Origin of the sequence: Peribacillus glennii (assembly GCF_003429105.1) — a bacterium.
Taxonomy (GTDB): domain Bacteria; phylum Bacillota; class Bacilli; order Bacillales; family DSM-1321; genus Peribacillus; species Peribacillus glennii.
This window is the reverse complement of the sequence record NZ_QVTD01000019.1, coordinates 1-21,124: the sequence shown is the minus strand read 5'-3', so window position 1 is coordinate 21,124 and position 21,124 is coordinate 1. Positions and strand designations below refer to the sequence as shown.

24 protein-coding genes, 1 tRNA gene, 1 pseudogene and 1 riboswitch are annotated in these 21,124 nt (G+C 38.6%); of the genes and pseudogenes, 15 read left to right on the top strand and 11 right to left on the bottom strand.

What is annotated here, in order from left to right; genetic code table 11:
- Positions 1–222: 222 nt before the first annotated feature.
- Both D0466_RS19905 and D0466_RS19900 read left to right on the top strand, forming a co-directional pair.
- Complete coding sequence (locus tag D0466_RS19905; RefSeq protein ID WP_199484596.1) at positions 223–810, top strand: DUF421 domain-containing protein; 588 nt, start codon at positions 223–225, stop codon at positions 808–810.
- Between the two features lie 216 nt (positions 811–1,026).
- Entirely contained in the window at positions 1,027–1,596 is a 570-nt protein-coding gene (locus D0466_RS19900; protein ID WP_233522749.1) for a CBO0543 family protein, read from the top strand.
- Positions 1,597–1,645: 49 nt separating this feature from the next.
- Here the strand turns inward: D0466_RS19900 and D0466_RS23725 are convergent, their stop codons facing one another.
- A complete protein-coding gene (locus D0466_RS23725) occupies positions 1,646–1,804 on the bottom strand; it encodes an IS3 family transposase (protein ID WP_117324262.1) in 159 nt (52 codons plus the stop codon).
- Between the two features lie 327 nt (positions 1,805–2,131).
- On the bottom strand, positions 2,132–2,728 hold the full coding sequence (locus D0466_RS19885) for a hypothetical protein (protein ID WP_117324261.1): 597 nt from the start codon (positions 2,726–2,728) through the stop codon (positions 2,132–2,134).
- 916 nt (positions 2,729–3,644) lie between these two features.
- Positions 3,645–3,729: riboswitch (cyclic di-GMP riboswitch) on the top strand.
- A gap of 20 nt (positions 3,730–3,749) precedes the next feature.
- Here D0466_RS19885 and D0466_RS23155 point away from each other — a divergent pair.
- Positions 3,750–4,430 (top strand): hypothetical protein, encoded by a 681-nt coding sequence (locus tag D0466_RS23155; RefSeq protein WP_117324260.1) that lies wholly within the window; start codon positions 3,750–3,752, stop codon positions 4,428–4,430.
- A 462-nt stretch (positions 4,431–4,892) separates the two neighbouring features.
- On the opposite strand, the gene D0466_RS19870 is transcribed toward D0466_RS23155, so the two are convergent.
- The 3 genes and pseudogenes from D0466_RS19870 to D0466_RS23145 all read right to left on the bottom strand — a co-directional run bounded on the left by D0466_RS19870 (position 4,893) and on the right by D0466_RS23145 (position 7,153).
- Complete coding sequence (locus tag D0466_RS19870; protein WP_117324259.1) at positions 4,893–5,099, bottom strand: hypothetical protein; 207 nt, start codon at positions 5,097–5,099, stop codon at positions 4,893–4,895.
- Between the two features lie 792 nt (positions 5,100–5,891).
- Positions 5,892–6,060: pseudogene (locus D0466_RS23150) on the bottom strand (hypothetical protein).
- 835 nt (positions 6,061–6,895) lie between these two features.
- Positions 6,896–7,153 (bottom strand): DUF2269 family protein, encoded by a 258-nt coding sequence (locus tag D0466_RS23145; protein ID WP_233522747.1) that lies wholly within the window; start codon positions 7,151–7,153, stop codon positions 6,896–6,898.
- 159 nt (positions 7,154–7,312) lie between these two features.
- On the opposite strand from D0466_RS23145, the gene D0466_RS19855 reads away from it, so the two are divergent.
- The 3 genes from D0466_RS19855 to D0466_RS19845 are packed head-to-tail and all read left to right on the top strand — an operon-like array spanning position 7,313 to position 9,603.
- Positions 7,313–7,846: a helix-turn-helix domain-containing protein gene (locus D0466_RS19855; RefSeq protein WP_117324257.1), complete on the top strand. Its 534-nt coding sequence runs from the start codon at positions 7,313–7,315 to the stop codon at positions 7,844–7,846.
- Positions 7,847–7,871: 25 nt separating this feature from the next.
- Entirely contained in the window at positions 7,872–8,813 is a 942-nt protein-coding gene (locus tag D0466_RS19850; RefSeq protein WP_158555972.1) for an alpha/beta hydrolase family protein, read from the top strand.
- 43 nt (positions 8,814–8,856) lie between these two features.
- Positions 8,857–9,603 (top strand): CPBP family glutamic-type intramembrane protease, encoded by a 747-nt coding sequence (locus D0466_RS19845; RefSeq protein ID WP_158555971.1) that lies wholly within the window; start codon positions 8,857–8,859, stop codon positions 9,601–9,603.
- 85 nt (positions 9,604–9,688) lie between these two features.
- Here D0466_RS19845 and D0466_RS19840 read toward each other — a convergent pair whose 3' ends face one another.
- Together D0466_RS19840 and D0466_RS19835 are read right to left on the bottom strand one after the other, a co-directional pair.
- Positions 9,689–10,135 carry a tyrosine-type recombinase/integrase gene (locus tag D0466_RS19840; protein WP_117324254.1) on the bottom strand — a complete coding sequence of 149 codons (447 nt, stop codon included), beginning with the start codon at positions 10,133–10,135 and terminating at the stop codon, positions 9,689–9,691.
- Between the two features lie 201 nt (positions 10,136–10,336).
- The gene (locus D0466_RS19835) at positions 10,337–10,516 is read right to left on the bottom strand and encodes a hypothetical protein (RefSeq protein ID WP_233522745.1); all 180 of its coding nucleotides are present in this window, start codon (positions 10,514–10,516) and stop codon (positions 10,337–10,339) included.
- Between the two features lie 947 nt (positions 10,517–11,463).
- Here D0466_RS19835 and D0466_RS19830 point away from each other — a divergent pair.
- The 3 genes from D0466_RS19830 (at position 11,464) to D0466_RS19820 (ending at position 14,188) form a co-directional block, all read left to right on the top strand.
- Entirely contained in the window at positions 11,464–12,159 is a 696-nt protein-coding gene (locus D0466_RS19830; protein ID WP_233522743.1) for a response regulator transcription factor, read from the top strand.
- 1 nt (position 12,160) lies between these two features.
- Positions 12,161–13,495: a sensor histidine kinase gene (locus D0466_RS19825; protein ID WP_117324253.1), complete on the top strand. Its 1,335-nt coding sequence runs from the start codon at positions 12,161–12,163 to the stop codon at positions 13,493–13,495.
- A gap of 90 nt (positions 13,496–13,585) precedes the next feature.
- Positions 13,586–14,188: a PepSY domain-containing protein gene (locus D0466_RS19820; protein ID WP_117324252.1), complete on the top strand. Its 603-nt coding sequence runs from the start codon at positions 13,586–13,588 to the stop codon at positions 14,186–14,188.
- 954 nt (positions 14,189–15,142) lie between these two features.
- On the opposite strand, the gene D0466_RS19810 is transcribed toward D0466_RS19820, so the two are convergent.
- The gene (locus tag D0466_RS19810) at positions 15,143–15,709 is read right to left on the bottom strand and encodes an MEDS domain-containing protein (RefSeq protein ID WP_117324251.1); all 567 of its coding nucleotides are present in this window, start codon (positions 15,707–15,709) and stop codon (positions 15,143–15,145) included.
- Between the two features lie 372 nt (positions 15,710–16,081).
- Between D0466_RS19810 and D0466_RS19805 the strand changes: the two genes are divergently transcribed.
- Positions 16,082–17,257 carry a CapA family protein gene (locus tag D0466_RS19805; RefSeq protein ID WP_117324250.1) on the top strand — a complete coding sequence of 392 codons (1,176 nt, stop codon included), beginning with the start codon at positions 16,082–16,084 and terminating at the stop codon, positions 17,255–17,257.
- 131 nt (positions 17,258–17,388) lie between these two features.
- Here the strand turns inward: D0466_RS19805 and D0466_RS19800 are convergent, their stop codons facing one another.
- Complete coding sequence (locus D0466_RS19800; protein ID WP_117324249.1) at positions 17,389–17,862, bottom strand: YndM family protein; 474 nt, start codon at positions 17,860–17,862, stop codon at positions 17,389–17,391.
- 180 nt (positions 17,863–18,042) lie between these two features.
- Positions 18,043–18,210: a hypothetical protein gene (locus D0466_RS22375; RefSeq protein WP_158555970.1), complete on the bottom strand. Its 168-nt coding sequence runs from the start codon at positions 18,208–18,210 to the stop codon at positions 18,043–18,045.
- A 150-nt stretch (positions 18,211–18,360) separates the two neighbouring features.
- Here D0466_RS22375 and D0466_RS19795 point away from each other — a divergent pair, with 150 nt between their 5' ends.
- Together D0466_RS19795 and D0466_RS22370 are read left to right on the top strand one after the other, a co-directional pair.
- Complete coding sequence (locus tag D0466_RS19795) at positions 18,361–18,555, top strand: hypothetical protein (RefSeq protein ID WP_117324248.1); 195 nt, start codon at positions 18,361–18,363, stop codon at positions 18,553–18,555.
- Positions 18,556–18,649: 94 nt separating this feature from the next.
- Positions 18,650–18,796: a hypothetical protein gene (locus D0466_RS22370; RefSeq protein WP_158555969.1), complete on the top strand. Its 147-nt coding sequence runs from the start codon at positions 18,650–18,652 to the stop codon at positions 18,794–18,796.
- 71 nt (positions 18,797–18,867) lie between these two features.
- Here D0466_RS22370 and D0466_RS19790 read toward each other — a convergent pair whose 3' ends face one another.
- On the bottom strand, positions 18,868–19,113 hold the full coding sequence (locus tag D0466_RS19790) for a hypothetical protein (RefSeq protein WP_117324247.1): 246 nt from the start codon (positions 19,111–19,113) through the stop codon (positions 18,868–18,870).
- 256 nt (positions 19,114–19,369) lie between these two features.
- Here D0466_RS19790 and D0466_RS19785 point away from each other — a divergent pair.
- From D0466_RS19785 to D0466_RS19775, 3 genes are all read left to right on the top strand, one after another.
- Positions 19,370–19,443 (top strand) — tRNA-Arg (locus tag D0466_RS19785).
- 73 nt (positions 19,444–19,516) lie between these two features.
- The gene (locus D0466_RS23395) at positions 19,517–20,596 is read left to right on the top strand and encodes a tyrosine-type recombinase/integrase (protein ID WP_117324246.1); all 1,080 of its coding nucleotides are present in this window, start codon (positions 19,517–19,519) and stop codon (positions 20,594–20,596) included.
- 138 nt (positions 20,597–20,734) lie between these two features.
- A complete protein-coding gene (locus tag D0466_RS19775; RefSeq protein WP_117324245.1) occupies positions 20,735–20,923 on the top strand; it encodes a hypothetical protein in 189 nt (62 codons plus the stop codon).
- Positions 20,924–21,124: the final 201 nt, after the last annotated feature.

The following is a 21,124-nucleotide window of genomic DNA, read 5'->3' as shown; positions in this document are numbered from 1 at the left end:
ACAAGGGTCAACTGCTTGTCGGTTAAACTCATATATCATATCAAAGGGCTTTTACATTCTTAAATTTATATACATCCGTCTATAACCACTAATGGAAAGAAAGTTCATTAAATTTAACTTTCTTCTTTAACTGCCAGGCAGTCTTAGTTAAATAAGAATACAAAAAATGCATGGGGGGGATATTATCTGTGAATTGATAAATCGGAGGTTGAACACATGGATTTGTCGTTTATTTGGAAATCTTTTTTATTAATTGTAGCTGGTATTGTATTGTTAAGAATATCTGGAAGAAAATCTATTTCACAGATGACCCTATCTCAAACAGTAGCTATGATATCTATTGGAACAATTATAGTTCAACCTATCGTAGAAAAAAGTGTAATAAAGGCTATCGTTGGTGCGAGTATCTTTGTAGTCTCAATTATCATTCTTGAATATTTACAGCTTAAATTTAACATTTTCGAAACTTTTATTACGGGTAAATCTAAAATAGTTATCGAGAATGGCAAAATGAATATTCAGAACCTAAAGAAGTTACGTCTAACCGTTGACCAATTGGAAATGAGGATGCGAAATCAGGGAATATCAAAAATTGAGGATGTCAAAACCGCAACCATTGAACCTAATGGACTGCTAGGTTATGAATTGTCTGAAAATGCGAAGCCTTTAACAGTGGGTGAATTTAGGAAAATCTTGGGTTTGTATTTCTCAGCACAACAAAGTGCAGACCAAAATAAAACACAAAAGGGGAATATTTTTGAAGAAATTAATAATTCAAATCCACAAGCCCATCCAGACCATTTAAATTAAACCCTTATACAAATAAAGGGGCTGTTGTTGAATAACATTCGTAGAAGTCAACAGTAAAATTATTTCAAATTCCCGAATAACATAAAAGATAACAAGAAAACTTGGATGATGCCATCCAAGTTTTTTTAGCTTTTTCAAGAAGGATACAAGTATAGACATATGATGATTAGGGGAAATTTATAGCAACGGAATAAAAAACGCGAGGTGCATAATTGAGTGGGAAAAGAACAGTTTTTTAAAAAGATAAATTCGATGCAGGAAGAGGTTACCCATCTTCAAGAAGAATATTGGTTTTTACACTCAAATATTGACTCTTGGCAATTCTGGGTCATGTTACTTATGCTGGTTATCCCTTTAATTGTCTTATATTTTGCAATAGATAAAAGAAAAGATAAGCTTTTTCTGATTTTATTTTATGGATTTAACATTCATGTGTGGTTTACTTATATAGACTCTATTGGTGTAAGGCATGGATATTGGACGTACCCTTATTATCTTACACCGTATTTCCCTTTCAGCTTTTCGTTAGACAGTTCGTTAATCCCAGTTGCTTTTTTATTGGTTTATCAATGGACGTTGAATTACAATAAAAATTTCTATTTATATTCAATTGGGTTGTCAATAATAATAGCCTTCGGGCTAAAGCCATTGTTAGATAGTGCTAATTTGTTTGAACTAAACAAGGGAATGAATTACTTTTATTTGTTTCTGTTATACTGTTTCATATTTATATTATCCAAATTAATTATTGAGATATTTTTAAAAATACAAAAAAGAGCGGAATAGAAATTAGCCAACCTGGACTTACCCCTGTCAAGTAGACAGCTAAAAAAGACTATGCAGCCATCTGGCATCGATATTCAGTCGGTGCTAGGTGGCTGAGTCGTTTTTGGAAACGTTTATAGTTGTAAAAATAAATATAGATTTCAACGGGGCGAAACAATTCTTCATTGTCGGCAGATATGTAATATCTGTAACTAGCACTTTGTTCCATTCATGATCTTGAAACCAGGCATGAGATGGCGTTACATCTTGATAACCATCAATGTGCTTTGACTGTTGCCCTGCATCAATATAATAAACACCATTGGATGACAGAAAGGACTGACCCTATAGAGCGAGACAAACATTCTGACAGAAATAAGCCTATAGCAGCAGTAATGAAAACCGTTCCTCTCTATCAATGCTGGTTTAAACGGAAAAGAAACTTCCAAAAATCTTTTTCTCCACCTTTTTTATACTTATCCTATTATGAATAATCTCGACAAAAGTCACTTAATATTAAAAGGATATGCCCAAATGACACATACTTATTAAAAGCTTATTTTTTAATTTTAATCAGCTCATATACTTTTCTTTTTTTTGATTTAGTTTCATTATATTCTTTCAAGATAAGTCCAACACCCTTTGCATAATATGATGTAACGTAAGGTACCTCTTCACTTTCTCTTACTTGAATAACATTTTTAAAAGTGCCAGCTTTAACTTTTATAGTTCGATTTGTTGATATGATGGTAAAAGTATCATATCCGGACAAAGAAGTATCAGCATTTATATGTTTATTTTTCCACTTTTTATTCTTTTTAATTGGGTATGCCAAGACTTTTTTCTTAAACTCGTAGGCATATGAACCGCCGTGATATAGTCCATCTTTTGTTTCTTTCTCAAGACTATACCAATCACGCTGTTTAACATCTGTCCATTGATAAAAATCCTTGTAATCATACTTTGTGAATTTCCCAGTGTATTTCTTTGTAAATATTGTACCTTGACCACTCCAATCCTCAACATATATTTTGCTTTTATCCCGTAGGTAACTAACCTTCTTTATTGCTGCTTCCGCTGATTCACTAGCAAAAGGGAGTGCAGCACTAAATAAAAATAAAAACGCTAGAATGATTTTAAATAATTTCTTCAAATCTCTCTCTCCTTCGGTTCACTATGTAGCGAAATTCGTAATAGTCATTATTTTTATCGGAATAATCTCCCAACAATTAACCCTTGGAGTACAAGTTGACTTTTATTAAATAAAGAATACCCACTGTCAATTATTCAGTGGGTTATTTGTTATCTTCAACTAATCAATCACTTCCTCAAGAAGTCTTTTACCCAAATAAACTCCAGAAATCTCTTTGATCCTCTCCCAGAACCCGACTCCTCTGGAGGCTGATTGACACATATCTTGAAAGTCAAATGGTATGTTTTGCCGATAGGGTGAACGTGGGTTTCTATTCATAAAATCAAAAGGATATACCAAATTCTTAGATAAGGTGAAAGGTATGAGTGCTGATTGGAATCGAGTTGTTGCTGTCCGAACTGATGGGTCCCCACGAAATACCCACAATTAATTCAAAATGTCATTTGTATATGCTTCGAAGTTGATAATTGAAAATGCTATAGGCTCACCAATAAGGGAAAAAAGCTAGAAGAACCCCTTTTAGGGCATTTCCTAGATGGGGAGATCTTTATGCAGTCCTTTCATATATGAACAGGATTATGATCTCAGGGATATCTCACCATTCAATATAAAGACTGGTGCGTTACCAGGGACGCCAGCTTACTGAAGTTACAGAGATTTCCGAAACATCAGGCTTTAGAATTGAGGGACCTTTGGCAACAATAGGCCCACTTTAACTTTAACTAAAAATAATCGACACGAGCTTTCTCTAATCAGTGGGAAGACGGGTAGTTACTTGAAAGCTTCCATACCTAAAACAAGGTATTGACTCTTATTTAATTTCTCAAGGAAAAAAAAATTAAAAAACAGTAGGAAAATAAGATTAAAAAATTTGTCTTAACTTTTTGTACTTTAAACCGATAAGTAATTAAGGAACATAACAAGAAGGTACAATCAAGAAAACTTGATGTCACAAAGCTATCGGGGCTAAGGATTTTCATCTATGCCAGCCAGCTGCCGTTACCAAGAGGAGGAAAAGGTAATGAAAACTAAGTGGTTTTCAAAAGTATTAAGTAGTTTATTTGCATTAACATTGATTTTTGGTTCAGTGTCTTTTGCAAGTGCGAAAGGGCCAGAAAACGGTAAACCACAAGCGAAACCTGCTAAAGGGCACGAGGAAGATAAGTCTGCTGATAAAGAAGATAAGTCCACTGGTAAAGAAGAGAAGAGAAAAAAGGTAACTACGAAAAAAGTTGTTATTAAATCAAAGGTTGGAAAAAGCCTAGAAAAACGTGTGAACGCGTCAGAATCTACTATAAATAGTCTTACAAAGTCTATAAATACGTATTTCGGTGTTAATGAGGATGGAACAATTGATAAGGAATTAAGCAAGAAGACTGCAGCCTCTAAATATAACAGCTACAAAGGCAAACTTAATGCAGAAATTAATAAGCTTCGAGCATTTGACAAACAGATAGCCTCATATAAGAAAAAATACAAATCAATTACTGCTGAATTGGATGAATTAGCTGTTAAGTCTAAAGAACTTCAGAAATTGGCGGCGAATGAAATTGCACGCGTTAAAACATTAGCAAAAGAGGCTTCTGCTCCAAAACCGGAAGATGATCCAACACAGCCAACGGAACAACCAACTGAACCAGCTACTGAACCAGCTACTGAACCAACTGAACCAGCTACTGAACCAACACAACCAGCTGCCTGATCAGGTAATATTAGATAATAAGCAAGTTCACTCCTAAAAGCCAGCATTCATGTAATGTTGGTTTTTTTTTGTATGTGCTTTTACTCCATCATCATCCCAAGTTGGCTCAGATATATAACAATCTGACTGGGAGATTACCTCAACCTAAAATTATGAAGAATGTGCTGAACTTTATTGAGTGGCAAACAGTGACCTCTACTTAGAATTTTCAGATGAAGCGGTTGATCGATAAATAAAAAGGCATTTCGCCGAGCAGCAGCTGATCAACAGAACCACGCGGGTGGGTTTTTGTACTTTCTTACAAAATACCTTAAATAATATGCTTCCTAATTGGATAGAAAGAAATTTCCGGAGGGGGACCAATGGAGGCTAATGAAACGGAAAATATATACGAAGGCAGGATTGTTAAGAATCCCATCCTTCGTAAAATATATTTAATGGCCCTCTACGATAGAGAGTTTTTTATAAATCATCTGGCATATTCACCAATGCCTCATTTCGTCTTGTCTGGCTTTCTGGCCCAACCCCTGATTCATCAATAACTTCAGGCTGTCCAGATGCGCCAAAATTTTCCAGTAAGTCAAATTCCGTTGCCCTCTTTTGCGATTCTTCGACCATTTCGTTTTTCATAGGTGGTGATTGATTGGTTTTGGATTGACTTTGATCCATTATGCATTCCTCCTTATATTGCTTGATTATTATATTGTCCATGAAATCTGCTGTTATAACAGAATGGTTATCAAATTGGTAGGCGATAAAGGAAATAATTATTTTAATGCTGAAATATAGGACAGGTGAGGAGTGGAAATTGATTAAATGAATAATAACTGATATTAAACATTTAATCAGGAGTATGGATGTTTTTTTAAGATTGGAAAGTCAAAACGAGAACGTAATATTTCATGGAGAAATATCACAACTAGCTTTTTCATGCTGCTGGAAACGCCTTTCTTAAACGCAGTTTATAGGAAGTGTAGAATTAGACAGGTGGTTAATGAGCAATCGCCAAATGTTTATTGCAGCGGGTCAAAATCTTAAGAAAAACCTTTTCCTGAATTCATCAAACAAGAAAAGGAGAACGGATGGATAACAGAAGAAGAACAGGAGGCTAATACTATTTTAGAACAGTATAGAAATCCCTATGACATTTTAGGCTACCATTTGAGTGAGACATTATGGGCATGAACCGAGACACATATGAGCGTGTATATGGGGGCGGTGAGGCGATGATAAAATTTCATGGGGACAAATTGGGCAGTAAATAGTGTGAAATAGGCGGTCACTTCGACAGTATTAAGCCGGTGATATTCCAGCCATTTTCCTCCAGTGTCATGAAGTGATCTTACAACTCTTTATAAAAAGGGGGGATTAGATTGAACAACGTCATAAAAAAGCCTAATAGGTGGCCAAGCCTATTATTTGGCTTTTTATTTACAAACAACTGTTAATCATATGCTTTTTTTATTCCTCAGTCCGGCATTCACGTATGAATTTATAATTCTTTAGCTGAATTTTTCAATAGCGTATAACTACAGTTGTCGAAACGTCCAATATTGATATTGGGATACTCTTTGTAGTCATACACAATAGTGGCATCATTGCCGTTATTTTTTATTGTTTCCTCAGTCAATCACCTACTGTAAATTTTAAATCAGTTGTGGTCCTTTTTGTGTGAATTTTTTTCTGGTGATTTTGCTTTGCTTTTTTTCTTGTTAGTATCCCGAATCCATGTAACAATCCAAAACAGTATGGCCGGGATATAATGCAGTCCTTTTTCAGCGTAGCCTAAGAAAATCAACAGAAGTCCAACCCCAAATGCCAACGCAAGTAAAATCCAATCAATTTTATCAAACCTTTTATACATTTTTTCACCCTATCTTATGGATCATGGATAATATTAATATCATATCAGAGCATTTATCCAATGGGTAGGCGTTTTTTTATAGGACGTAAATAGGAGTTAAACTGATTACCCGGAAGTGCTTTAAGTCATATCACTTTACCATCATTTAGATTTAAAGAATTGGAGCGTGACAACTGCGGCTGTCAAGAATGTTAACGAAAAGGGCGAGTCTACACTCACACATATCTATATATTTGATACGTTTTGACAAGCTATGAACACATTATCCTGTTCCGTACCCAAATGTACCTATGTGAGCGCAAGCAGTATATGACGATGTATAATGCAGCAATCCCCTTGGCGCCTTGGCAGTTAAAGCATTTTTTTGTGGATAAAAGAAATAGAAAAAACAATTGAGAGGATGGGCCCCTCTGGCTAAAAAGGTTTAATCGTCATTAAGATGATCATAATAACGGCAGCGATATGGGTGAAAGTATTATAAGGCGCTTGCCAATTTGGATATACGATTCCGGCAGATTGTCCCCCTCATGGAAATCTAGGATTGCCTTTTGCTCAGCCATTTTCTTTGAAAGAATTAGGATACAACCGGTTGGGTCGCCATTTAAATAACAAGGGAAGAAATGTACCAAATCTGTGTGAATAAACTTGGCTCTATAGCCCTTAATATAAGTCCGGTAGCAAGCAGGGTAATGCTGCCGATCTTGGCCAGCTTTTCAATTCCGGCATTAACAGTAAAAGCAAATTGTGCTTCAGGTACGGTTTTTGGCATATTCATTAGGATAGGGAGTGCAAAAGTCGCACCCAAACCACAAACTGCCGCAATCATGTGCAGCAATAACATAAAACCATAAAATGTCATAGTTCTACTCTCCTGTATGTTTGACGAGATTATGTATATTGCTCAAAATCTAATCATGTCATGGTTAATAATTAATAAGAGATTGACTATTATCGTTTTATATATTATTATCATTATTGAGAATGATAATAATGCTAACAAAAAACAAGGAGGTTCTACATGGCACAATCAAAGATCAAATTAATCCTTCACCCTGTGCGAATGAAGATCATCCAGTCCCTTGTTGGAGGGAAAGAATTAACCGTACAACAATTAGTTGCGCGAATAAAGGATGTTCCGCAGGCCACCTTATATCGGCACCTGGGCAAACTTCATGAGGCAGAGGTGATTGAGGTTGTACAAGAAAACCACATTAGGGGGACAGTGGAAAAAGTATATGCCTTAAAGGAGCAATCCGTCAGTTCGCAGCAGGAATTTTTAAACTTATCCAGAGAAGAGCACTTGGAATTATTTCTAACCTTCGCAGCCCAACTAGCGGGAGTTTACGAAAATTATTTGAATCAGGAAGATATCGATTTGGTTAGGGATGGCGTCAGCTACAGAATGGCAAATCTCTATTTATCAGATACAGAATTTATGGAAATGGTTCAAAAAATCGGCAAATTAATACAGGACGCAGCTTTAAATGAACCGGCACCCGATCGTAAGGCTAGAAATTGGGCAACCATCATTATACCGGAATCCCGAAAATAATAAATTGTTAATGGAGGGTTTTATTTTGGAGAAAGAAATCATTGTTAAAGGCACCATTCCTATCCACGGTACACTTACCATTCCGGAAGGCGATGGGAAATATCCGGCAATTTTACTGATCCCGGGTTCCGGGCCGATAGACCGGGATGGGAATGATCGGAAAGGGAAGTACCCGACGAACTTATACAAAGAATTAGCTCATTATTTTGCAGGCCTGGGCTTTGCTTCCTTTCGTTTTGACAAACGGGGAACCGGTAAAAGCAACGGTGATTTGCTGGCTGCAGGACTGTCAGATTCAGTGGAGGATGCAAGCAGATCAATTGATTTTCTCAGGTCACATCCTGCCATCGACCAGGAAAAGATTATTGTGTGCGGACACAGTGAAGGAGCGGTCGTTTCGACAGCCCTTGGTGAAAGAATCAATCCCGCAGGCATCATGCTATTATCCGGAGGTGTTGATAACTTAATGGAAGCCCTGAAAAAGCAGCGTCAGCTTGCTTATAAAGAATTGTTCGCTCTGCCCGGGTTCAAGGGCTGGTTAAACCGTAAATTACAGATAGATAAAAAAAACGAAAAGAAATACGACAAGCTAATGGGGAAAATCCTGAACTCAGGCCAAGATACCATCAAGGTCCAATACTTCTTTAAACAGCCTGCCAAGTGGTTCCGTGAACATAATGCCTATAACACTAGAGAAGCTTTGAAAAGGGTTTCTTGTCCTGTTTTTGTCTTGCATGGAGATAAGGATCCCCTGGTAGATAGTGAAGTATTAAATGAACTGCCCAGCTTGGTGAAAGAAAACAGCGAGTTTCATATTATTCCAAATATGGAGCACGGATTAAGGAATCAATCAGAACCAAAAAGCATACTGAAGAACAGGAAATTGTTCAAAGAAGCATTAAGACAGCCTTTAAACGATGAGGCATTAAAAAAAATCTCCACATGGCTGTTACTAAATTTTAACTAGGACGATGGCGGGCCAAATAAACTTGAAAGTTGAGGCGGTATTGATGAAGACAAAAAGAAAGAATATCAAACTAGTGCTTTTTATGACAATTTTTGCGTTTTTTAGCTGTATCTTTGCCTTGCCCTATACCACAATAGCCTTGAAAGTACCGGCTGGACTCGAAATGAGTCAGACGAGGCTTTTGGTACTAATGATGATTAATTTAACAGTAGGCTCATTTCTTGCATCCTTGATTGGATTATACCTCGGTCCAAAAGTCGGATTGAAAGCTGATATTCTCAGAAATTGGGTGTATAAGGATACAGGTGCAAAATTCAATAGACAGACAGTGCTTTTCTCTGCTGTATTAGGGGCCATTGTCACTTTTTTCGTGTTACTGATCGATAAGTTTATATTTTTACCGATGGTCCCAGAAATCGCCGAATTGCCTACTGTGGGAAATGTGAACTTTCTGATTGGATTATCGACCGTTTTTCAAGGTGGTTACACTGAGGAAGTATTAATGCGTTTTGGGGGAGTTACCCTTATCGTTTGGCTTTTATCTATAATTTTTAAAAAGAAACCAGCCTGGATTTATGTTACAGCAATTTTTCTGATTGCAATATATTTTGGAATAGGGCACATCGGGGCCTTTGGACCAGATCCTTCCGCTATGCTGGTATTCCGGACAATTGTCCTAAATGCAATGTTAGGTGTGGCCACTGGTTTTCTGTATTGGAAAAAAGGTCTTGAATACGCAATGATTGCGCATATCATGGCAGATATTATCATTCACAGTTTTTTCGGCTAGACTTAATGATTGATATGTTTCTGGCATTTAAATGATGTGCGTCTTGGCAGTATGTTTATTAATCGCTTTGCATCATTACTTTTTGTTAGTAATACTTCTGGTAAAATTCTTGCCTGAGTTTTCCGCTTAATTGGGCATATATCCGAGTGGTTTCGCTCTTCTCGTGTCCCAAAAGACTTTGTATGACTTCAACAGGTGCTCCATTGTTTAATAAGTGGGTAGCATAACTGTGTCTAAGTTGGTGGGGATGGATTTCCTTATTAATGCCCGCACGAGCTGAGATGCGCTTTATGACGTACCTCATTTGGGCAATACTCATTCTGTGTGGCTGCCGCACTGTTACAAAAATAGCTGGATCCTTATCCTGGCGGCTGTCTATGTATCGCTTAAGCCAAATCTCGGCTCGGATATTAAAATAGACTTGCACGTTTCTTATCTCCCTTTCCCCTGACGATTGCAGAACGGTTGGACCAATTAATGCAATTGCAGGTAAGGAAACGACTTCCCCGATTCTGCAACCAGTAGAGAACATAAACTCAAATCATCGGGCTAATACAAGCCTCACGCAAAAGCTCAAATTCCTTCTCGGATAGAAACTTTGGGATTCTCTTGCCCACTTTTGGACCCTTAATCTTAGGAACTGGGTTGATGGATAAATGACCTTCATCGTAGCACCAACGGAATAATGAGTTTCAAAAACCGTATTCTGTGTGCCATACTTGATGGTTTTAAATTACCTCCATTGGAGAGGTATTCCTTTAATTTTTTCTGTGCTCAGAGTTTTAATGTTTGCATCTTCGAAATAACTAATAAGTAGCTTAGCTTGAACCCCATATGCTTTTAAGGTATATGAAGAGAAGCCCTCAATACGTTTATCAGCTTCATATGTTTTCCACGCGTTAGATAATAACAAATAAATTCCCTCCCATTAAATTGGATTACAAGAGCAAGTATTGACTGGATTATAGAAATAAAGTCTCAACGAAAAGACTTTATAGGCAAACGGGGCAGGTTAGTTGAAACAAGAATAGCAGATAAATTTTGAAACAAATTAGATTAATAGGTCGTATTTATGTTATAGATGAATACCGGATCCGGAAAGAAAGTTGATCGAATAGAGGAGGATTCCATGAACCGTATAATCGCTAAAGAAGATGGTAACACTCACTCTTTTCAACGTTATGCTTGTCCTGCTTGCTGTTACATTTGCAAGGATCTTGTATGAGCTTGATTTATTCCTATGTTCAACTTCTTGATTATCTTAACCATTCCGATCTTGTTCAAGATTATATTTCCTACAGATGATAAAAAGAAAAGGTGGAAACTTGGAAGAATAGAGATAACTTCTGGTTTGTATACGGCTTTTGTCATTTTGATTGTGTCTGTCTGTCTAATTTTGTTTTTAGGCGTTGATTTAGTTGCAAATAGGTAGCTGATTTAGGCAGACTTTCACTTTTTGAATTAAAGGGCAGGAGGAGGCTGATCAAAAAATGTTTGAGTCTTTAGGGAACTTTTTCGGGGGAAATGCAACAGCTCTATTAGGGAAATGCTGTTTTGACAGAGGACATTTGAGATTCCTTTTTTGTTGCCATTTTTAAGACTTCAACAGTTGTTCTTCTTATTTAGCTGAAGGGGCAATGATGGCAATTGCGGCTGTTGTTGAATTTTTTTCATAGAACCTAATTGGGTGTTTATCAAAATAAAGTTATAGAACAGTGCATATGGGGGCCCAAAGGGATGCAACCGAAAGGGTGGCTGATTCCGTGTTTAAAGCGTCACGTTTTTTCTGGTTGCATACTTTTCTCATTCCATTTTAATTTTTATCAAGTACACTTACATCAAATGAAAGGGGAGTTCGAATTGGTACAGCGCATTTTAATTGTCGAGGATGAAGAAAAGATTGCCAGGATTTTGACTCTGGAGTTGACCCGCGAAGGTTATTGGACGATGGCGGTCTTTGATGGCAATGAGGGGCTTGCAACTGGAGCGCAGGAACAGTGGGATCTCATTTTGCTTGATGTAATGCTTCCGGGCTTAAATGGTCTGGAGGTTCTAAGAAGATTGAGGAATAAGGAAATAACGACTCCGGTTATTCTGTTGACTGCCAGGGATGCGGTTCCCGATAAGGTCAGCGGGCTGGATCTTGGTGCACATGATTATATTACCAAACCATTTGATATGGAGGAATTGCTAGCGAGAATACGTGCCTGCCTGCGAAATAGTCCTACGACAGCGAAATTAGCAAATGAAAAGCAAGATAGCCTGTCCGCCGGCAGCCTCGTCCTTGGCTTGCCTACAAGGGAGGTCCAGAAGGAGGGAAAAGTGATTGAGCTTACTGCCAGGGAATTCGACCTGTTAGCCTACCTGCTTCAAAATAAAAACTTGGTCGTTTCGCGCGACCAAATCCTCACCCATGTCTGGGGGTACGATTATATAGGGGAGACGAATGTCGTGGATGTTTACGTCCGCTATTTAAGGAAGAAAATAGACGCGGCAGGTGATGAGTCGCTGATACAGACTTACCGGGGCGTAGGATACAGCATTAAGGAGCTTTGATATGAAGATTAGAACAAAAATTCAATTATATTCGAGCCTTTTTTTACTCGCGATGCTGCTATTGTTAAATGTAATTCTGGCCTTCCTTTTCTTCAGTTTTTCTTTGGAGAGGGAAAAAGAAATGCTGGAGGATCAGGCGGCGCTTTTGAAGGAAAGTCATTCAAAGAATGAGATTTTCGGTGGCGGTTCCAGTATATTAACCGCCTATACTCCAGAGGACGGCACGGTTTTCATTGTTAATCTGGAAGGCGAAGTTGTAAATATGAATGCCGATGATGAAGATGATGCAGAGGTCATCCCCCCCAGGCATGTTAAGGAGGAAGAATTCGATGTCCGCGAAGAACGATTGATTTATCACCTCCCGTATCGTGCTGATGGTGAATTGATCGGCACAATTGAAATAAGGACCAGCCTGGAATCAGTTTTCGAAGGTTTGTCACTGCTTGCAACAGTATTAATGGTAGCATCGCTCATCATTCTCATTCTTTCGGTTGTTGCGGGGAGATGGCTATCTACATTAATCATTGCACCCATTTCCATTATGAGCAGGACGATGAGCGAAATTGAGAGGGATGGTACGTTTAAAACAATCCCCGTTGACGCCGAGGATTCTAAGGATGAATTGAAGGCGATGGCCGTCACCTTTAATAAGATGATGGACCGCTTAGAAATCAATTATGCTAAGCAGCAGCAATTCCTTTCCGATGCCTCTCATGAATTAAAGACACCGCTGACCATCATTGATAGTTATGCCAGCCTGTTGAGGCGTTGGGGGATGAAGGATAAAAAGATATTGGAAGAAGCTGTCGAAGCAATCCAACACGAGGCACAGCGAATGAAGACATTGACCGGGCACTTATTGGAAGCGGCCACGCAGGGCCATGCGGATGAAACTGAGAAAGAGGAACTTGAGGCTGTCCAGTTTTGCCGGGAGGTTGCTCAGCCATTATCACGGGCTTCCAATCGAACCATCCTGATCAATGCGTCGCAGCAGGAAATAAATATGGTTGCCGATAAGACTAAACTAGAACAGATATTAATCATCCTCCTTGATAATGCTCTAAAATATAGCAGTGACGAAATAATCGTCAAACTAGAACAGGATGACTCGATTGCCATCATCGTTGAGGATAAAGGCATTGGGATCTCTCAAAGGGACTTAGCCTTCATTTTTGATCGTTTTTACCGGGTGGACCGTTCCCGCTCCAGAAAGACAGGAGGAAATGGGCTGGGATTGTCGATTGCGAAATCCATGGTAGAAGCCATAGGGGCAGAGCTGGAAATAAAGAGTGTGGAGGGAAAAGGAACCTCGGCTGCGGTTATATTTGATGCTTAAATATTCTCATCTAATTTTAATGTTTCTTTCATCTTCCTTTTATTTTTCCTGTTTATATTTGAAGTATCGATAAACAAGGAGGAATACAGGATGGAAAAAGCATGGCTTAAGATAAGGGAAACTGCTGTAAAGAGAAAGAAAATAATCATCACTCTCTCTTCAATTCTCTTGCTGATCGTATTGGGGGCAGCAGGCACGGCGGCCTATGCGGCGAAAAGTATGTTAAAGATTTCTGAAACTGAGGCATCTGACATTGTCAGCAAAGAATTAGATGGTGACGTAACCAAAATGGAAAAGGATTGGGATTATAAACAGGTACAATATGAAATGACCGTCAAGACTGACACTGGGTATAACGAAGTTGAACTGGATGGGACAACAGGGAAAATCATTGCTGTTGAAAAGGACGATGACGATGATGAGCTTGATGATGGTGGATCCATGCAAGGCGATATCAATAGCACAAATGAGGATTCCTCACGTAGAGAGACAGTGCAAAAGCCAAAAGTAAGCGTTGATGCCGCGGTCGAAACGGCCTTGAAAGAAGTGAATGGTATCGTAACCGATCGTGAACTCGACACAGAGAACGGAATATTATTATACGATATTGAAATTTCGCAAGAACAAAAGGAATTTGATGTGAAAGTAGATGCAGGGACAGGAAAGGTCATTAAGGTCGAGGAAGAGAAATAGGGCCAAGTTATTTTAATAAGGTGCTGGTTCAACAAAACGGATGGTTTAAGTAAAGGTCTGTATTATGCAGGAACGTTTTTCTTTTAAAATAAAGGGGCGGCTTAGTTTAATAAGATGTTTTGTTGTTTTTAATCTTTTATTTTATAGTCAAAATGAAAAATCCACTCCTTAAAGGGGAGTGGACTAATTTCAAAATAAAAAGTTTTTCTTTAGGATTTATTATTACTAAAACCTGATGATCTTCCCATTTTTCATTTATTTTAACATTACTCTTAAAATTCCCTTCTTTTTTAAAACCTGCATTTTCTAAAAAACCCTTACCATTATGATTCTTGCTTAATCTGTAACCGATTATTGCATTCTGTAAAGGATCGCGTAAAATTGGAAAGAGTCCAATAGTTCCAATAAGTGCATCGTTATGAATTTTAAATATCCCAAAAATGTATTCAATATCTTTTTTTCCCTTTTGATTAATTAGTTTTTCCTGAAAATCTGTCGTCTAATATTCAGAAGGGCGTTTCATGGTATAGGTTTGAAAAAATTCTTGATTATCGATTTCAAACTGAAGAACATCCTTAGCGTCATTTAAAGTTAGTAACCCTATATATATTCTGGGTCTTAGCATACTCTCCATTATAAAAATTGTATAAATTTATTACCTCATTATAAAATTTTTACATTATCTTTTTACAGACCCATAAAATAAGATTGTGAAATATTTACTTATACTAAAGGGTGCAAGAGCTGAAGATCCCGAGCTGCATTTCTGCAGCTTGTTCTTATTGTGCTAAAGGGGCAGGTTAGTGGGACAAGGCTTAGTGAAACTTATGATTAATTAATTCTACTATAACTAAAACAATGAAAAGGATATTAACTTGTATTGGAGATGTTTTTGCTGCAATTGCGGGTTCATTTTCAAATAAAATTGATAATGATGAACGAATAAATACTTGTCTACGAAATATTAAGTTTTTCTTGTTTATTGCCCTGATTATTCATAAGAAAGTTGTGGTGAGTTAGAAGGTTTACCTTAAGCTCTTCGCTGACCCTATCTGAATCATAGGCGCAAACAGAGAGAAGTCTTTTTTCACTAACAATTACATCAGCTTCTTTTTCAGAGTCTGATAACTTTTTAGGTACTTCGTGTTCATCTCCCCATTCTACATGAGCCCAGCTCCGGACAGCAAATTCCTGTTCTCCATAACCTTCAATTAATCTCGGAAGAAACTCGAAAATTGAATTACATCCAAAATCTCCCTTGGCAAAATAGAAGTCAAAATTATTGATGAACCGTACTTTATTTAATTGACTTTCATTCAACATCGATTCAAAGACTTTTTTCAACAATGGACTAATTCGGTCATTTTCTATTATGATGGAATACTGATTCTGTTCCAAACCGGAAATAACAAAGTCAACAACATTTTTTAAGTAATCTTCTACGTCCTCGAAAAAATATATTACATGTCCCTCGGTAAGGTTTTTAAGGTGATTTATCACGTCTAAATTCTTTCTTTCCAAAACAGCACCCCATTCAAATCATTTATCTTGAAACCGGTAAAAAACGTAGAGCTAAGCTGTTTTGTACAGTTTCAAGTGTTACAGTGTATTTTCTTCTTCATAGCATAACATTTATTGGTGGAATTTTCACAAAATTTCGTCATAAAGCAAACCTATTTGGAAAGATTTCGACCTGGATTTTATGGCTAAAAAAGCATGATTGATATTCATATGTTTTTTTATGAATTAAAATCATTTCCCTGTCAAAATTGCTCAATATTCTCTTTGTGTATATAAAACTGTAAATCTAGGCAATAAATGGTAGAATGCTGGCAGTTTTTGTAGTATGATTTTTGTACTATAAAATAGGTCAAAGGGGTCTTCGGTGAATATATGAATCGAAATGAGAAGAGGTACAGGAAACGCAGGAGATTGAAAAAGTCGGTTAAGCGGGTCATTTTTGCAGGTTTTATTATCATCATTGGACTGCTGATATTTAACCATTTCACCACCAGGCCAGAACCGGCCGTCACAAAACTTAATGAAAAAGAAGAAAATGCAAGCAATCAAAAGCCTGAACAAAACCCTGCGCAAAAACCTGTTGGTAAAAACGAATCAAAAGAACCAAAAACCAATCCGACTATTAAGGTTAGCGCAGCAGGGGATTTTACTCTCGGTACGGATGAAAGCTTCCCCTATCAAGGCTCATTCCCGCAAGAGGCTAAAAGCAATGGCCTTCCTTACTTCGTTGCAAAACTGGATAATATTTTTCAACAAGACGACCTGACTACTGTAAATTTAGAGACCACATTCACACATGCGACAAAAAAAACGGAGAAAACATTCCGTTTTAAAGGGGATCCTTCCTATACGAAGATATTGACCATGGGCGGGATTGAATCGGTGAACCTGGCAAATAATCATATCCATGATTACCTCGAACAGGGATACCAAGATACGATGGACAATTTGGAGAAGGAAGGGATAGGATATTTCGGTTATGAGAACCATTATGTTACAACAATTAAAGGAATAAAAGTAGGGGCTCTAGGCTACGAGGGATGGAGTGATACCCCTGAAGTACGCAGTTTAGTGTCACAGGATATTGAAAAATTAAGGGAACAAGGCGTTAAAATCATCCTCGTCCATTTTCATTGGGGCATTGAAAAAAGTTATGTCCCAAGCGAATCCCAAAGGAACCTTGCACGCTATACCATCGATAGCGGGGCAGATCTAGTTCTCGGCCACCACCCACATGTAGTCCAGGGCATAGAGGAATACAAGGGCAAATTTATCGTATACAGCCTAGGCAATTTTATGTTCGGCGGAAATCGAAACACAATTGATAAAGATACTTTTGTTTTCCAGCAAACGTTCCACATACAAGATGGAGAACTTTCGGATAAAAAAGAAATCGATGTGGTCCCATTCTCCATTTCGTCGGTTAGTAACCGGAATAATTACCAGCCAGTGAAATTGACCGGTGCTGAAGCTGAAAGGGTCAAGACCAAAATCATAGACGTGTCCAATCAAATAGGCGGATCTGACTGGCTGCAGTATGAAAAATAAATAAAACATAACTAAAGGAAAGCTGCGGTGTTGTGCAGCTTTTTTTATTTGTTCCATGAAGGTTCTACAAAAGCTATAAAATGCAAAAACCACCGATGCAATCTTGCTGGCGGCGGCTCATTGCAAATTTCTTATATGCGGGGTAACCTGTTGTTATCATTTTTTTTATTCTTGTTGTCTTTACTGGTATTTAACTGGAACTCCTCGGCTGCTTCCGTGTGAAATTGCAAATTTCCATGCAGGTGGGAATTGTTATCTGCTGCTGACAGGACATTATTGGCCATGTATTTATGGAAGAAATACTCAAACATCGCCAGAACGAATGAGGCAACAAGTGCACCATAAAAAGGATTTCTGAAGGTTGCCACGTTATCGACCATAAACCATATCAGGATTAATGCTAATCCGAAATCGGCCATTGTGGCAACGGTATTATTTGTTTTGGGCAAAATGATCAAATCGCCAACAATATATTCAATCACATTCAGGGTAACCGTGATTAGCAGGACGCTGGTTATTGACAATCCAAAAGTAATTCCAAGCACAATATACAAAAGCGCGAGTGTGGAAAGGAACTTAAATGCAACTGCGCGTAAATGCCTCATTTATACTCCTCCTTTTAGCTTATCTTTCCTGATTAGAAGGAGATGATTCATAAAAAAAGGAAATCTGTTGTACCGTTGTCATGGATCAAGCCATTAAGAGTATGAATGCTTTCCAGGAATTGAGAGGGAATCATCTTTTGGATTCCCTCGTATGCTTGAAGATTGAATTAACATCCGCGGTTATTGCGTATCTGCGGCTGTAGTATCAACTCCATTGTCTTCTGGGAAAATCGAAAGGTTCGAGGTTAACTCGTTTCGCTGCAGGACTGGCTGGTTTGCTTCGGTCTTTCCCCTAAATTGCAGGAAATTTTCCTTATAGCTTTTCTCTTCCCGAAAATCCTTTTCCAAGTTCAATCACCTCCAAATTTTAGTCTATCCATAAAAAACCGTAATATATCAGAACTGACAACTCAAACACCGTAATGGTAAACAAATGAATGTTTGACGACCGTGCGATTAGTGAATATTAAAAACGACTTTACGAAAGGAGGGCTAATAGTGACACAGGAAAAGTTGAAAGGTGAATATGCAAAAGAATCAAAAGAAACAACTCCTCGTTTAGAAGGTGATATTGATACAAGTGGAGGTCCGATCAACCGCCAATTAGATACCGATAATGCGTTCAGTAAATCAGGCCTAGAAAATGCCCGTTCAAGCCGGGAAGCTTTAGACGGGGCCAATTTCCCCGAGTAACCAGAAGTTTCACACACTAATCAGGAATGTGGAAATTAAAAGCCCTAAAAAAACCTAACGGAGAAAATCAAAAAAGATAAAAGGGGATGTGACTATGGACAAAAAGGAGTTTTTGCAAAAAGATAGAAGAGATAGAAACAAAAATGTAGGTTACGAACGATCTCCCATTCCTGCAGAACGCTCTGTTGATAGATCAAACGATCCTGCAGGCCTTCGCGGCGGAGATAGCAGAGGAATATAAAATATTCCTGATATAATAGTTACTTTAAAACAGTCAGCCTGCAATTCGAGCCAGTCATCTGACCGGCTCATTTATTGTTCTTTTACAAATATAACTTGATCATGGCTGCAAGTTGTACATGACATCAAATGAGGGCAAATATTTTCTGTCGATGTTTGTTGATATCCATCCCCCATTTTTACGGTATCTTCATCATTATAATGGCCATACGGGTCCATAAAATCTGATACTTTCCCGGAGTCGTTAAGCATTGTGCCGCATACAGTGCAATACAATTCCAATTCTTTAAATCCGTTACATAACGGACACATAGCCATTTATTTCACCCCTTTTTTTGTAACCACTGGTTTTTTCCTTTCCAGTACTTTAATGACAAGTAAGTCATGCATTATTTATCCCCCTAAAACGTGTAGGTGATGCAAAACAGCGACCGTCAACCAATAATAAAATAATTTTAAAAATGTTGGTTAAAACCATTGAAAAACTACCACATGTTTTGTTATTATATAAAAGTTAGTTCTTAAGTAAGGCTAATGATTATGAAGATTCAATTACAACATCACTTAAATTTATGTCCCAGTAGCTCAGCAGGATAGAGCGACAGCCTCCTAAGCTGTAGGTCGTAGGTTCGATTCCTATCTGGGACGCTAAAAATCGTTAAAACCGCATTGTCACGCTATTTATCCCGGAAACTCAATCCGGTGACATATACGTTGACATATGCGGTTTTTCTCGTTTTTCCGGCTTGTACGTAGCACACCCGCGAGGCTGAACGTAGTACAAAAAACGGAGGGACACAACGATGTGGCACGAGGTTATATTAGCGAAAGAGGCGGTGTTAGGAGGGCAACGGCTACTGCCAAAGGGCGACGGCTTCCGGTGGAGCAACCTTCCGCCCGATACACAATCGACGAGGCGTTGGACATTTTCGTCAAAGCAAAAGAAGCGGAAGGGGTGCGACCTAGAACCGTCGAAAATTATCGCCAGCACGTTTCGTACTTGAGGGCGTTCCTGGGCGAAGGGTTTAACATTGACGAGCTTACGCCGGAGGTTATTCGCGATTACATAATTTATCTGCGCGTTGAAAGGCCGCGCTACGAAGGGTCGGAAGGGCGCAAATTTACTAAGGTGGGGCTATCTGTAAATACGATAAATATGCGTCTGCGCACGCTTAAAACGATGTGTACGTTTTGGCATGCGGAAGGCATGACGCCCACTAATGCAATGAAGACGGTGAAGCCAGTAAAGGATGACAGCGGGGAAGAGGTGCCTGGGCTCACTGACGCTGAAGTCGATAAGATACTCGGATATTTCGACGAAAAGCAATTCGCAGAATGGAGAGATAAAACGCTAGTTCTGCTCCTGCTGGATACTGGCCTGCGCATAAATGAAGCGGTAAGCCTCACGATCGAACAGGTAGACGTAAAGCGGGGCGAATTGTTTATTCCTTCGGAGATTGCAAAGAATCGTAAGGGGCGGGACGTGCCGGTCAGCCGGGAGATAGCGAAACGGCTCGTGCAACTCCACGAGGAAAGCCGCCAGTATTTCGGCAGCAACGACGACATATTTATGAATGCGTATGGTGAGCCGTTCACAGCGGAGGCGTTTCGACGCAGGCTGTATAGGATAAAAAAGAGGCTCGGAATGCCGCGGCTGCATCCGCACATGTTCCGGCATACATTCTGCCGTAATTATATATTGAATGGCGGCGATATTTACGCTTCAGAAAATCGTCGATTACGCGGACATAAAGACAACACGCAAATACATTCAGATGGACAGCGAGCATGTGCGTGCTAAACATAATAAATATTCGCCGGTGCGGCGGTTGCTAAAGCGTTAAATAAATACGTCACTCTTAACGGGGTGGCGTTCTTTATGTATTTATTTTGCTGTTTAATAAAAACGCTGTAATAACCTGTATTTAGGAGGGATAACGTGGAAGAAAAGAAACCGTATGCGAAAACGTATAAGTATGGCAATACAACTGTCATAGTCCATTCGGATTTGCTGAAGCTAACGGATGAAGAACGTTATGAATATTTTGAAGAGCAAAAACGGCTGAATAATTCGGTAATAATGGAAATCGTCCGAGCTATAAACAACTGCTATAGAAAATACGATTAGTACCGTGTATGTCCGCAGTAGTGGACATTAGTGGACATTTTATCAGCATGGGGCGTCGACCGGACGAGGGGGTCTGAAAACCCCACTGTTCGACATTCCCTGGCAAGTACAACGCTGGAAATTTATAGAAATTCATCTATCATTTCTCGCTACCCACCCGTTATACTAGACGTAAAGGGGGCGATATGATGAAGAAGTTTT